A 13,894-nucleotide genomic window follows, 5' to 3' on the forward strand; every position below is an offset into this window, starting at 1 on the left:
GCATCCATGACCTCCTTAAGCGTTACTGGAGTGATAAACTTGTTATTATCAGTTCCAGCGGCAGCTTCAGAGCCGCTTGCCCGTACTGGCAAGTAACTGTTTAGCATTACGCCACCATCATACTTGTAAAAGGCGTTGTCACAAACATAAAGTGCATCCGCATCCGGCACCCCAATATCTACCCAATTGATGCCATCGTGTTCAAACAGATGCCCCGTGGTGATATCAAAATACTTTTTGATTTCAGGGTCAACGGTAACGGGTTGCGTTGTGATGGATGCCAAACGGACAAAGTCATCGGCCTTATATGGGAGCTGATCAAGTCTCAATTTGCCATTGGCCAAATCAGCTTTTCCAGAAAGCAAACCGCGGATATCGGTATCATCGTAAGCAACAACAGTAAAATTCAACTTCCTAGCAAAAGAATTAACCTGGATGATGCCGGTTGCATCTGCGTAATACTCGCAAAGCGGGTACTCGAAAACTCCGGCTTCATCTGTCAGGATATCATCATGCACTGCTTCAGTTGCAAGATTGGTGACAAGCTCATACATAATATCAGCATTGGCAACTGTCAGTCTTATGGCCATAACATACTTGGTCAAACTTGATGGCAAAACGGTCATAGTGAGCAAATCTTCGTTGTCAAAGACTACCCGGAATCCTTCGATGGTGAGCAGGCCTTTACTGATCAGGATCTTCTGTGATGTATAAATCAGGTCGCACCCTAGAAGAATTCCATTTTTGTTTTGGAGTAATATTTTATTAAGCCTGGCACCATCAAAGACGGTCTGGGCTACATTGTTTTTTTCTAGGAGCTTCATACATTACCTCCTAAAATCTTATAAATTTTTGATATCACGATTCCGTAATTACCCGTAGGTTTTTCCCACGACAAGGCTCCTCCTGAAGATGTGAAGTCATAAAGTAAATAGACAAGAGGTGTTCCCAATTTCCAAGTTTTCGAAGTCCCAGAAGAATCGTGGCTCAACGAATAATCGAATAAACGAAAGCGGACATTCGTATTAATAATGGCAATGTCTCCGCCCTTTGTCCCGCTTATTTTTATCACGGAACCCCGTCCCCGGGTAATACGAGGACTTTCGTAATTCATGACACCGCCAACTGATACCCCGGGACCCAATGACCAATGGACTTCCCACATATCTCCTTCAGCCAATGCATCTAATAGTTCGATGGTATTATTGGCGTATAATTCGGCGTGGCTATCGCCGGAATATATCAATACTTTTCTCTCCAGGTATCCTGTTTTCGCCCCGGTTGGAGTAACGGTGAGTGCATCCTTTGCTGGATCGTAAGTAATCTTATTCCGGTTAATATATCTGCTGTTATTGACAGTATCATTCTCGAGTGGGACGAAGGCCTGCTCCAAAATCAATACGCCATTTTCAAACCAGGCATAATATAGCTCATAACGAGCAACCCCTTGAGGAGTTGTAATCAGGTCAGCTGACGAAATTACCGGATAACTGTACTTCTGCGATATTGCTTTGATATCAACGATCTCGTTATAAAGGTCCCTGCAATCAATCTCCACAAAAATCGTTGTGCAATCATCTGGGGAGGAAAACAGCGAAAGGTCTAGGACCTTTGTCTCTCCTGAAGGAAGGATATACTGATGGCCATACATAAGACCCATTCCGGATTTTACGGTTACGGTTTTGGCGGCTGAATCCGCAACAGCTTCAAAGCTATCATAGATTCCCGGAATAACTCCGGAATCGCCTTTGATCATGTGCAACATAACACGATCCTCGTATGCTGAAACTTCTTGATTATAGCTTCGATTAAGTTTCATTGCCATGATAACTCCTCCAATTTCCCGATCATGATTATCCGTTCGCCTTTGCTGCTTTCATAGATTTCACTCACTGGAAGCTTCTTATAATTCGCAACTTCAATTTCATAGGATAAGCTTACATCCTTAAGCAGGTATCCAAGCTTGCTTTTAGTATCGATTTCAAATTCTTCATTGTATCGCTGCTTCATGAGTTCTTCGACAGCTTTGGTATAAGCTTTCATTGGATCCTCTTCCTGGATGTATTTGACCTTGGCCGGATAGATGATCTTGCCTTCATGCGCCTGAAGGATAACTCCATTGGTATCAAAATAGTTCGCGTCCCCTTGATCCACAACTGTGTTGTCGTTTAGCAGATAATAGACCTTGACCGTTGCAGCTGTAAGAGTCTTATCGCCGGCAACCACTTTATTGGTTCCGCTGGTAATTTTGGTGTGATTCAAAACGTTAAAATCATCAGGATTAATACCAATTCGATTGTTTATCCTCTTTACAGTTATGATCAGTTCCTTAGTAGCCATATTCGCCGAAAACTCAAGAAAGGTGCCATAGAAGGCGTTAACGTTTTGTATTGTCTTCCAGATGTTGGCCACGCTGATTTCCGCAACGATACTTGTAGGATCCACGTTGAGCGTATCTGACTCCAAAAAGTCAAATCGGAGACTGTACCCGAAATTCTTGTTGTGAGAATAAAGTCCGGCAAAAACCTTGGTATACAAATCTGACAAGGTGTTTAATTCGGTAAGGCCTGTTAAATCAATCACGCCTTCGGTGTTAAGAATCGTTTTCAAATCAACCGCATTGATGGTGGCCTTACCATCCTTAATTTCCGGATTTCCGGATAAGGCAATGTATTTGATATGGCCGTTATCATCGTTAAGAGTAACATAAACCGGTTCAATATTCGAATCCACGACCATGCCGGTTATCTTCAACTCATCAAATTCGTTTGCGCGTTTTCTAAGGCTCCAGCTTTCAACCGGATAAGTTTTCTTGTTTCCCAAGGCGACAAAGTTTTTATCAAACAGTACGTAAAACATATGTTACACCACATACTGGACGTAGGATATCTGCGCTGAAGCTTTGGTTTCCAGCTGATCCAAATTGACTACTATATCGCTGTCACCCGGGTCCGCATAAAGGAAGGTCTCCTTGGTATGGTCCAGTATATTATATCCGTCCGTCAAAGTCAATCCATCAAAATACAGCACCCTGGAGTTGATTGCATCAATAATCAGATAAGATCCTTCAGCAAGAACCAATTCCGGGAAACTTACTGTTGCGTATATCTCTTGGGATTCCTTATGGCGCAAGCTGATCTGGGGATTGACGATGCGGCCAGTGAGCTTTACAGTCAGCGGAATCTTGTCAAAGTAAATATTGGTAAGCACATTATTCGAAAGGATCCCTCCGCCATACGCATATGGATACGCATACGGATAGACCTTCCCGGATGTCTGGATGGACACAATAATATTCTTGTCAAGTTTGAGATAAAAGGGAGTAAGCGGTTGGATAGTGATTGGGACCGTGTTATAGCCATCCTTTATTTCGGATAATTCGAATTTCTTAATTACGCAATCCATATACCTGGCAACAGTCCCGTCATGATAATAAAATATGACTTTTTTCCGGATGTATTTGGCATACCAGGAACGGAAGCTGTTGACTCTTAGGTAAGACCCTGGCTCAGCAAATTCCACATTCAGCTTTATGTCTGTGCGGGCCAGGCTTTGCTTGATAATGTAATCAACGGTATCAGTGGAAATGACCGAAACATTCTGCACGAAACCCAATCCTGAAGGAACGGTCACAAAGTCAAGTTTATAACTATCAACAAGGAGACTTTCATTCGTCTCATCATAAATGCGAAACTCAAATCTTCTTGGCATGGTTATCGTCTCCCTGCTACGTTGATTCTGAGCTTACTGATGATCTCGTCCGCATCAGCTTCTTTTTCAATGGTGTTGTTCATCGTAGAATTATCATAATAGTTATTTACTGTAGTGCTGCTCGATGCCTGATAATTGGTCGTCTGGCCAACGGATCCTGCGATATCTCCACCACTGGTAAGGGCCGAAGAATTAACGTCCAGATCGTATTTTTTACCGAAGATGGATGCGAGCCACTTAGCCAATTCCACAAGCAGGATGATGAGCAAAGCAACCGCTGAGGCAATCAGCAATATCTTTGCCGCAGTCGGTTCTGCCCCTAAAAATTTTAGTGCTGTCCTGACCGCGGCAATGCCGGTGACCAGTTTAGGAAGAATGGCCAAAACAATGAGCACCACTGCTACGATGGCCTGTATTGGTCCCGGGACTGCGGAAAACGCTCTAGCGATCCCCGATATGACAGGTGTCACAGAATTTGCAATATTGAGTAAGGCCTCAAATAATGGTATCAGGGACACTCCTAATTCGGCTACTACCTTCTTGATTGACAGTGTGAAATCCTCCATCTTGTCATTAAGTTCAGCAGCCGTCTCGGCTTCATCAGAAGACAGCATTCCTTGTTTCTCCAGCTGAGCATTCAGTTCTTCGATTTCCGCGCTTGTTAGCGAAGCAACTTGAGCAACTTCTGTTCCTGCAGCAGCCAGAATAATATTGGCCTTGGTCGCACGGTCTTCCACATCTTCAATCTGGGAAAGTCTATCCAGGATAATCTGTAGAGCTGCAGCCGGACTCTTTCCTTGGAGATCGGACCAGGACAGACCAAGTTGAGCAAAGTTGGCCTGTGCCTTAGTGGATCCTTTGGCCAATAAGGCAAGCTGCGTTGTCACGGCTTCAAGGGCCCTAGTGTAGGCTTCGCCGTCTCCGGTTGCGCGGTCAAAAATATAGTCACCGCGTTGAAATTCTTCGGCTGAAATGCGGTATTTCTCACTGGCCTTCTGGATTTCATCCCCGGTCTTGGCAAACCCTACTCCCAGGGCAACTATGCCGGCAAGAGCGGCCTGCGCGATTCTTGATACCGGCTTGAGCTTTTCAGCAACCCCCGCTAGATCCGTTCTGCTGGTCTTAACCATTTCGGCATTAAGACTTTTGAGCTGGACCTCTGCTTTGGCGACTGCTATCTTGAGTTTTTCATATTCTTCAGCAGGCGCTTTCCCGCTGTCGACGGCTGCTTTCATCTGGGCCTGAGCATTTTTAAGTTCCTGCACTTTTTGTGTGGCCGCACTTATGGCATCCTGCAGATTCTTAGTCTTGGATGCAAGCAAAACTGTATTTGTTGGATCTAGCTTAAGCGACTTATCCAGATCTCTATTTTTCTTCGTCAAAGAGGCGATTGACGAATCGAGTTTAGCCACCGCTTCGTTGATTTCTCTAAGATCACGTGATACTTTTGTTGCCATCGTCAATCACCTCCTAATTGTTCAATCTTCATTAAAAACTTTTTTGCAATTCTCTTGTCAAGGCCCTTCAGCTTCCGTACCGACTTATCCACAAAGCGTATCGGCTCGATTTTCGAAGTACCTTTATTCAGCCACCCTGCTATGGTTTTATACTCAATCCCTTCTTCATTGACACCTTCAAAATAAATCTGATATCCATAAATACCCGGTTCATTAACTTTTTCAATCTTAAGGGACTTTTTAAGCCCGCCATGAGCGAGATCCTTTCGGGAACCAACAGGAATCCCATCTTGTATATTCTCGTAGCATTTCTTTGCTTCTTTGTCAATTACTTCATGATAGGCTTCCAGAGCGGCCTGAGTGACATGAGAAAGACGCTCTTTGATGTAAATATCCATTGATTCCATCAGAATGCCTCCAGTTCTTCATCACTTGATAAAGTCTTTCCGGGTTCCTCGGAATTCGATTTCTTCAAATATAAATCCAAGAAATCAAGGTATGTCTGCATATCCCAAACATCCAAATAAAAGCTTGGAATCTGCAGCTTAGAAAAAGTAAGAGCGATAGCCAAATCGAAATCTATCGCTTCATTATTTTGGCTAGTAGCCCAGTGTTTTTTTTTACGTCAACAAGCTTCAGGATCGCTTCCTGCAGCTTTCCATCGACAAGGTCAGCAACATCAATTTCGTTAACGGTTGCTTCAATGTCAAGCGGTTTTGCTTCTCCCGCACAGCGCATTGCGCAGTAAACATACTGAATGATCTCAATCTCATCAATGTCCATGGCTGCATCTCTTTGAGCCTCAGTAGCTTTCGGATCCTTGAGTATCTTCTCCCTTTGTTCGATGCGCCTTAAGTCCTTTTCAAGACTGTTCCCTGTGATCCGCTTGTAATGGTTGAAGACCGAAATACTGTTGCTTAAGTTATAATCTTTGAATTTGAAAATCATTTTTAAGCACCAGCAGCTTCAGCATAAACTGTTGTAGGTTCATCTGCTACAAAGCCTGTCTTTCCACTGTAAACCGTAACGCCTCTTACTTGCTTGCCGCCAATGACGACAAATTCGCCGGTAAAGGTGATTTCAAGGTTTGCAGTTTCTTCGCCGGCATCCGTCGCAAACGAGAAATTCGGAGTGTCAAATTTAACATCGTACAAATACTTCTGGTACTTGACTTCCTTCCCGGTTCCCGCCTCAAAGAAGATGCAGAATGACTTTTTAGCCGCGTTCATGACTTCCACAATGTTACTGTTCGCGTCTTTGGTAAAACCGAAAATCGCTGCAGCTGCATCGGCATCGACATGATAAGCCCGAAGTGTTCCGGTATATCGGACATCACGCTTCAGCTCAACTTCTTTGTCATCGGCCGACAAGGTCTTGGTTTTTACAACTGGTGTGATGCTTATTTCCACCGAATTGAGCTCATCGCTTACGGCTTCAGTCTGAAGCATGATGGGACTGCCGTATGTCGGAAGTGCATCATTATTCCGGGTCGTAATCGGAAATAATCTTAGTTTCTTGAGCATTTTATTCCTCCTTCTTTAAAAGATTTTGGATAAATCGAACGCCAAATGATTCAGGTCATTTTCAGGTTCGTAAATTACTGTGTTGAGTTCGAATCGCCATCCATCAACTCTGCAGGCCGTCTCAAGGTCCACCATAAGATCCTGGATGTTTTTGCTTGTTACCGATTTTCGGGTGAAGACATCTACGGTCACAAAGCCGTTTCGGGTCCGCACATCATCATCCGCAAAACTTGCCGGATCCGTTGATATGATCTTCCAGGTAACGTAGGTTTCCTTCACGGAAGCATCAGCATTCTTGACCGTATTTGCCCAAAACATGATGCCGGAAGCCCCCTTCAGGTCACTAACCATTTCGCCATCAGTAAGCTTGGCAGCCGTGAGAATTTGGGGAATCTGAGCATTGATAAGCTTGATTGCGTCGCTTGTCTTCATGACCACACCTCATATTCTGTTTCTTCTGCCGTAATTGGCGCCACTTCTTTTGCCATAAACTTGATGTCGGTATTGTAAAATTCATATTTGTCAGGAGCCGTAATCGCATACGTCTTTCCGGCAAATTCAACATACATATCATTGCTGATATTCCGATGGTTGATAGTAAACTGGATTGTACTGTTATCTTTGTTGGCATTTGATGCAAATTGCTCGGATGCGCTTAAATTCCTGACATAAGCTTTCAGGCTTTGATTCTGTGGATGATGATAGTGCTTGATTGTTATCGTTTCATTATCTAGGTTTTTTCGCTGATAAAGACTGAATATCTTGATCAGCTTATCCTTGACTAGGATTCGACTGTTGCCAGAAGTTTGCATGCTATCACCTGCAAATCTGTGATGAGGGATGATATCCCTAGGGCATAATCATGCTCTTTGTTATATCCTTGCCCCTGAAAATGTAGTTGCCTTACATACATCATGGCACATTCGATGGCCAAAGGCTCAATATCCGTTAAACCCAAATCATTTACCTGATCGGGTCGCTTTGTGAAATCATAACCGGTTTTTTGTTTGAGAAAAGAGGAGGCTGATTTTGCATATCTTTCTAATGTCACCGGGCTGAAATCGGCATCCACATAAATGGCTTCCGCAACCTGCTCCTTAGTCAAAATATCCATAGAACCAACCTCCTCTAAATATTATTAGGCAGCTGCCAATTCAACTGCAATTTCTTTTGCGGTATCGAGATCGGCATCAGCAATCGTGAATGTGCCTTCAGCGGTTGTATAACCTGTCTTGGCCACGGAATAACTGTATGTGCCTTTACCGCAAGCATAGACCCCATTTGTTGCCGTGACTGGAGTAGCATCCTTAGTCACTGTAATGGTTGGAGTATCCACTGCTGCACCCAGGGCGTCTTTAACCGCGAAGGTTACATCGCACGGTTCATGGAGAACGACGATGACCTCTTTGGTTTCAGCTTTTGCATCGTCATATGTGATTTCGACATTGACAGATGCTGATTCATAGCCAGTCTTTGAAACAGAAACGGCATAAGTGCCCATCTTCACAGGGTACTTGCCATCCGTGCCGGCATTGACTGCTGTCTCACCCAGAGCAACGGCCACAGTAGGAGTGGCGACTACTTGGCCAGCAGCATTCTTGATTACCAGGGCAAGCTTGACATCTACATAATGCAGATTGAAGTTGTTGTAAACTTCGCCCTTAGTCTCGCCCACAACATCTTTACCGGAGATGTTGGTTAAGGCCTTTTTCAAACCTTCAACATTTCTTCCCATAGTTCACCTCCAAGACCTAACGATTAGGCCTTTTTGGTTCCATGGATGAAGGCACCCACAAACGGAGCAGATGCGCAATACTCGCTGGCGATGTACTCGGTCACGCCTTTGCGGGTGATTCTGTTGGTTTCAACGCGAAGCGGAATCAGGCCATTGACTTTGAACCACTTGTTGACGTTTCCGATTACGAAGTCGCCTTCATGGAGATTTTCATCCACTTCAAGACGGATCGGACCAATGGAAGAAATTCCAGTGGTGTTGTTGAAAACCGGATACTTGAAATTTCCGTTGTCGTCCACGGCGAACAGAACCTCGTCGGCAACATCCTGAGCCGCATAGATCTTGGCTCCTCTGCGATATTTGCCTTTGCAAGCTTTGATGCCTTTGATGAGAGCATCTGTAACGGCAGTATAACCGCCAGCAACAGCTGCAGTAGCGCCAATGGTCAAACCTTTGATGTGATCACCGGAACCTGCGCCGTAGATCAGGTCTTCGACCCAGTCTTCGTTGATGTCCTGCAGAATGGCATTGATGACATATTCGCCGAAGTCAAAATCGGTCAGAGCGCGGACTTCATCGGTAACCGGGATGATAGTCTGCAGATAACCTTTGACGAGAGACAACTTGCCCCATTCCATCTGGTTGTCAGTGCCTTCAGCACCTTCAGCTTTGGCATTGGCTTTGGTACGAGATTTCCGGAACGGAAAATCAACCAAGCCAGAGATGGCAAGGAAATTGATGTCAGCCAGGATTGGACTCAGCTTGCCTTCTTCTTTCAGGAGTTCAAGGATGAGTTTTGTCGAGATCAGGACGCCGGCATTGTTGACTCCGTCAACTGATTCAGTGGCTGCGACATAAGTGGTTGCCGTAGTTGTCAAAGCTGTTCCCAGAGTACGTTTTTCAACGTCAGTAAGTTTCTTACCACGGGAGTACTTGCCTACCAACAGGCAAATTTTCTGGCGCTTCGACATGTTGGCGATGACTTCATCGCGTTCTTCAGGATTTTGCGGAACAACTGGAGTTCCACCATTAAAAGCTGCGCGGGCTTCCGCTTCAAGTTCACTACGAAGGCGATCTTTTTCAGCTTTAAAGTTACGGACTTCTTCCTGAATTTGAACAATACGATTTGCATCAGCAGTCCGCAGTTCAATTTCAAGTTCATTCATACGAGTTACAATCTCGTTGATTCTTGTTTGTTTTGGATTCATATTGTTTTTGTTTTCCTCCTTATAAATTTTTTAAGATTTCTAGTTCCACCTGGGCGCGTTTTCTAGCCAGTTCCAAGGCCTCCACCTGTTCCCGGCGTGTCTCCACATCACCGAGCCGTCTGGCATAGAGAGACGTATCTTCGTACGCGGGCATAGCGACAGCTGCGACGTCGAAAAGCTTGTCGATTTTTCGAACCTTCCATGTGTGTTCTTTTTCATCGTACGATTCTTCCCTTATGGTGAACGCAAAGCTCATCTTATCGATGTCTCCGCGCTTAACTAGCGTGTAAAGATCCTTCGCAGCAGTGATATTCGCAAGTTTGGCTTTGATCTTAACGCCATCCGACGAATTATCTAACTGCAAGGTGCCATTTTTGGTTCTGGCCATGACCATAACCGTATCCGAATGGTTATATTTAAAAAATGCATCTTTTGTATCTGCCTCATCCAAGGCACCTTTTTCAATAATCTCGTAGTAATCAACGCCACCATAGGAAAAAAGTTTGGTTTTAGTATCATAAACGATGGCGCGCCCCTCTAAGATCATCTCATCAGGATTGGCCGCATCCGGATCCAAGGCCCGGACCTCCATGAGGCGCCTATAATCGTTATGCCTAAACATCTTCTCCAGGATATCATTTCTTGTCTGGTTCATTACCCGTTTCCTCGCTTTCCTTTGGCTTTGTATTTCCTACTCCTTGGTATTCATTAGCTTTGTTTGCATCAACATAATTCAGATTGCTGAATTCCTTGTCACCATTTTTGGTCTCCGGCATAAAGAGCAGTCTGGCCACATCATTAGGCGTATAAACTGGGAGCTTCTCCATGATCATGGCTATCTTTACCCGGGTTGACAAGCTTGCGGTCTGCAGCCGATTGGCATCGATGCGGATCTCATTGCCTACTTCCCGCTCTTTCTGGGTGAGAAGTTTATAGGTCATTTCGTTCTGAAGCTTAATGGCCAATGGTTCGATTGAGCTCTCATAATAGGCCTGCCATTCATCTTCCGAAAAAGTAGCTTTTACAATCTTATCGTTGATTCCCAGGAACTTATAGATCTTCTCTTCGAAGTGGTTCATTTCCTCGGCATTTGCATATTTAGGCTGACTGTTCACTTGGGTGATTGTTTCACCAGAAGGAATGTAGGCAACCCCCGTACCATCTTGGGCCAGATAATTATCAGCAAAGGCCTTTGCCCTGGCGATACGGTCCTTCTCGTTCATGGGTGACGTTGTCGTCAGGATGAAACGCAAGAAAGCGCTGGTCTTAATAGCATTTTCAATTCCTGCATAGTTTGTATTCATAACATTGAGGATCTTCTTGATTGCCTCACTCTTCTGCCCGAAAAATTCGGCATTATTGACGTTCCTGGCGATATGAATAATTGAACTGAGATCCGTGGTTATCTGTTCGCCTTGGATGTTGAAACGAAGATAGAACTGCTTATCCGCTCCCATTTTTACTTCAACAGACGCAGGATCCAACACCCAAAGGGCTACAATAGGCTCACGCCCATCATTCAAATCGCGCTGAATGTAGATGAAGACATTGGCTTCAGCAAAATAGTGATACCCTACCTTCTCGTAAAAAGCCCCGGCTTCCATGAGCGGATTTGGTCTCATCTGCAGGAGCCTATTAAGTTCGTCGTGATATGGCTTGTCCTTCAGGTAAACGGTCGGTCTAAACTTTGAAATATGCCGCGCATGAGCCTGAACACAGCTCATAAAAGAGTCATTTAGTTCCGGGCTGTAGTTAGTGCTGAAGATTGATGAATTCAGCAGATTCACCAGGTTGGCGTTAAGCTTCTGTTGGGAGTTCTTGCGATTCCCGAAAATAAAGCCGATTAAACCCATATCTACTTTCTCACCTACTCTTCCGCCATGTAATATTCTTTGTTCTGGCAATAAGCAACATAGCCGTCTATGATCGTGGACACGCCATCAATCTTTCGTTCGTAATTGCTCTTGTCAGGCATATAATTTCCGTTACGGTCAGTAACTAAGTCAACATTGGATAGACACCATTTGGTGACCGGATTGTTCTGGTAACTCAATTTTTTCTCTTTCAGGTCCGATCCAAGTTCCTGCATCGGAATAGATAACGTCTTAAACCCTTGAATTACCGGATTCAAAATATATTTTCTCGAGTAACCCTTCTGGGCCAGTTCCTCAACCAGGTATTCCGCCGAGTATGAGTCATAATTGATTGCGACATACTTCCAGTTGTGCTTTTCAAACTGCTCCCAGACGTAATCAACGATGTCATGATAATTTATCTTCTCATCACCACTGACCCTGACCAATCCCTGCCTAACCCATTGCTTGAAAGGCACCTTGGTGGCTTTTTCCAGATACTTCTTGGTGACCCAATACATTGTCTCTGCAACAATTTTCTTCTTTTTCTTGTCAAACAGCAATGTCGTAAAAGATGTTAAGTCGCCGGTTCTGGAAAGGTCAAAACCTCCAACAACAAGTGCATCGTCAAACTTCGACAAGTCAAAGACTTCGGTGTTATTGAATTCCTCAAAAGTCAGCCAGGCCTTACGGCTCGTCTGCCGGACATTGAATGATTTGCAAAGCAGGTTAACAACCTTGGATGAATCGTTGAGCGCTTTTTGCACTTCTTCAGCCAGATCGGAAATCGATTGCGACACACCCAAATTCGGATTAGCTTTTATCCAGCAAGCCCTGTCCTTCCACTCGTTTTCTTCATCCAGTTCATAACAGAATACAAGCAAACGGTCATCAGTATAAATACCTTCAAGAAAATTCTCGTCATATTCATAAGTCTCGTCAAATGTGGATACACGGACGGTTCCCATGGTCGTCGTGATGATCTCGATTGGCTGTTTGCGGGATTTGGTTGAATCCCAGAGAACGTCCACAATGTTACTATCCGTAATCGCGTGCAATTCATCGATGTGGACGATATGAGCATTGGCACCGTCAAGCTTCTTGGATTCCTTCGATACCGGCTTGAAATAGCTGTCGCTGTAGGGCTTGGTATAAATCCCATTTACCGTGATGCGGAACTTCCCTAGCAATGACGGATTCTTCTGGATGATCAACTTGGCCATGTCCCAGGCGATCTTGGCCTGATCCTGTTTGGTAGCAGCTGTATAGCACTCAGCACCGGCTTCTCCACCTACGAGCAGTTCGTAGACAATTAAACATGCGGCCAATAAAGTCTTTCCGTTCTTCCGGGCAACGTACAGATGGATCCGCCTGAAGCGGCGGTACCCGTCAACAACAGAAACGAATCCATACAATGCCTGGATGATGGCCTTTTGCCACAGTTCCAGGATAATGGGCCTGCCTGCAAACTCGCCTTTGATGTGCCGACAGAACGTTTCGATAAAACTAATCGGAAGAGACGCTGCCTTTTCGTCAAATACAAAATATTCTTTGTAAGTCGATCCGTCAAGATTGACTTTGGTAATATAGTTTTCTTCCGGATGATCAAGCAGATTAACCAATCGATCCATCTGCTTCCGGATTTTTTTGGAGACCACGATACGCCCCCGGGTGATTTCTTCGTAGTACTCGCGGATGTAGTTGGCCATTACTTATTCTGTGCCTTCCACTTGTCGAGCTCATCCCCGCCGGCAGTTCCCGGGGGAAGAATCTCACGCAGCTGCTTTAGGAACATGGAGTAGTTCTTGCCGACTTGAATCTGGAGATCAGCTGCAATACTCTTCTTGAGACCTTTTTGGTTCTCGCCATTGAAGTATGTTTCGTAGTAGCCGTCACGCTTGATGAGCTCTCTAAGCTCTTCCAGCTGGACAATGGCAAAAGCGATGTTATCAATCAGGGGCCCACAGATCTTCTTGGTATCTTCGTCCAACTGTTTGATGATGCTGTTAAGTTTCCGCTTTTCGCGATTAATCTTTTTTGTTCTGGTCAAATCATCGAAAAACTTGCCAACGATTTCGTCTTTTTCGTCGTCCATAACAACACCCCCTTACAAGTGCCTTGTGTGAAAAAGTTAACTCCGCGCCCGGTGCTAAAAATAGGACTTTTTTTGTCCAATACCGGGGGGCTATGTACAATAAATGTCACTCTAATTGACTTTTTACTGTAGTTTTGTTACAATCATTGTGTAGAATTGTCATCTAAATCTACACTAGTAGTCAGGCATTGCACTTTTAACAATGTCTGGCTTTTTTTATGCACGTTTAATCAACTGACCATTTGCATCAAAGGTCAAATCATTTCTGATGTAGACATCATTGCCACGCTTTGCATCATGACATGCTGTGCA

At 44.5% G+C, this 13,894-nt stretch carries 17 protein-coding genes; all 17 read right to left on the bottom strand.

Annotation, left to right across the window (positions count from 1 at the left end):
- Positions 1–824 (bottom strand): hypothetical protein (locus HF312_19955; GenBank protein MCU7522497.1); only part of this gene is annotated, 824 nt, incomplete at its 3' end.
- A complete protein-coding gene (locus tag HF312_19960) occupies positions 821–1,825 on the bottom strand; it encodes a hypothetical protein (GenBank protein ID MCU7522498.1) in 1,005 nt (334 codons plus the stop codon). The genes HF312_19960 and HF312_19955, both read right to left, overlap by 4 nt.
- Positions 1,816–2,859: a hypothetical protein gene (locus HF312_19965; GenBank protein MCU7522499.1), complete on the bottom strand. Its 1,044-nt coding sequence runs from the start codon at positions 2,857–2,859 to the stop codon at positions 1,816–1,818. The genes HF312_19960 and HF312_19965 overlap by 10 nt, the downstream gene beginning before the upstream one ends.
- Positions 2,860–2,862: 3 nt before the next feature.
- Positions 2,863–3,711: a hypothetical protein gene (locus HF312_19970; protein MCU7522500.1), complete on the bottom strand. Its 849-nt coding sequence runs from the start codon at positions 3,709–3,711 to the stop codon at positions 2,863–2,865.
- Positions 3,712–3,713: 2 nt separating this feature from the next.
- Complete coding sequence (locus HF312_19975) at positions 3,714–5,168, bottom strand: hypothetical protein (protein ID MCU7522501.1); 1,455 nt, start codon at positions 5,166–5,168, stop codon at positions 3,714–3,716.
- Between the two features lie 2 nt (positions 5,169–5,170).
- Positions 5,171–5,575, bottom strand: a complete 405-nt coding sequence (locus tag HF312_19980; protein MCU7522502.1) for a hypothetical protein — start codon at positions 5,573–5,575, stop codon at positions 5,171–5,173.
- Between the two features lie 172 nt (positions 5,576–5,747).
- Positions 5,748–6,116: a hypothetical protein gene (locus HF312_19985; GenBank protein MCU7522503.1), complete on the bottom strand. Its 369-nt coding sequence runs from the start codon at positions 6,114–6,116 to the stop codon at positions 5,748–5,750.
- A 2-nt stretch (positions 6,117–6,118) separates the two neighbouring features.
- Positions 6,119–6,691, bottom strand: a complete 573-nt coding sequence (locus HF312_19990) for a hypothetical protein (protein ID MCU7522504.1) — start codon at positions 6,689–6,691, stop codon at positions 6,119–6,121.
- Between the two features lie 15 nt (positions 6,692–6,706).
- Positions 6,707–7,123, bottom strand: coding sequence for a hypothetical protein (locus HF312_19995; protein ID MCU7522505.1), 417 nt, complete (start codon positions 7,121–7,123; stop codon positions 6,707–6,709).
- Positions 7,120–7,503 (bottom strand): phage head closure protein, encoded by a 384-nt coding sequence (locus tag HF312_20000; protein ID MCU7522506.1) that lies wholly within the window; start codon positions 7,501–7,503, stop codon positions 7,120–7,122. The genes HF312_19995 and HF312_20000 overlap by 4 nt, the downstream gene beginning before the upstream one ends.
- The gene (locus HF312_20005; protein MCU7522507.1) at positions 7,473–7,805 is read right to left on the bottom strand and encodes a hypothetical protein; all 333 of its coding nucleotides are present in this window, start codon (positions 7,803–7,805) and stop codon (positions 7,473–7,475) included. Before HF312_20005 ends, HF312_20000 begins: the two co-directional genes overlap by 31 nt.
- A 24-nt stretch (positions 7,806–7,829) precedes the next feature.
- Positions 7,830–8,426, bottom strand: a complete 597-nt coding sequence (locus HF312_20010; protein ID MCU7522508.1) for a hypothetical protein — start codon at positions 8,424–8,426, stop codon at positions 7,830–7,832.
- 23 nt (positions 8,427–8,449) lie between these two features.
- The gene (locus HF312_20015; GenBank protein MCU7522509.1) at positions 8,450–9,634 is read right to left on the bottom strand and encodes a phage major capsid protein; all 1,185 of its coding nucleotides are present in this window, start codon (positions 9,632–9,634) and stop codon (positions 8,450–8,452) included.
- A 19-nt stretch (positions 9,635–9,653) separates the two neighbouring features.
- Positions 9,654–10,256, bottom strand: coding sequence for an HK97 family phage prohead protease (locus HF312_20020; protein MCU7522510.1), 603 nt, complete (start codon positions 10,254–10,256; stop codon positions 9,654–9,656).
- Between the two features lie 13 nt (positions 10,257–10,269).
- Positions 10,270–11,487 (bottom strand): phage portal protein, encoded by a 1,218-nt coding sequence (locus HF312_20025; GenBank protein ID MCU7522511.1) that lies wholly within the window; start codon positions 11,485–11,487, stop codon positions 10,270–10,272.
- A gap of 14 nt (positions 11,488–11,501) precedes the next feature.
- Positions 11,502–13,196 carry a terminase large subunit gene (locus tag HF312_20030; protein MCU7522512.1) on the bottom strand — a complete coding sequence of 565 codons (1,695 nt, stop codon included), beginning with the start codon at positions 13,194–13,196 and terminating at the stop codon, positions 11,502–11,504.
- Positions 13,196–13,582, bottom strand: a complete 387-nt coding sequence (locus HF312_20035; protein ID MCU7522513.1) for a hypothetical protein — start codon at positions 13,580–13,582, stop codon at positions 13,196–13,198. Before HF312_20035 ends, HF312_20030 begins: the two co-directional genes overlap by 1 nt.
- Positions 13,583–13,894: the final 312 nt, after the last annotated feature.

The organism is Ignavibacteria bacterium (assembly GCA_025612375.1).
Classification (GTDB): Bacteria; Bacteroidota; Ignavibacteria; order Ignavibacteriales; family SURF-24; genus JAAXKN01.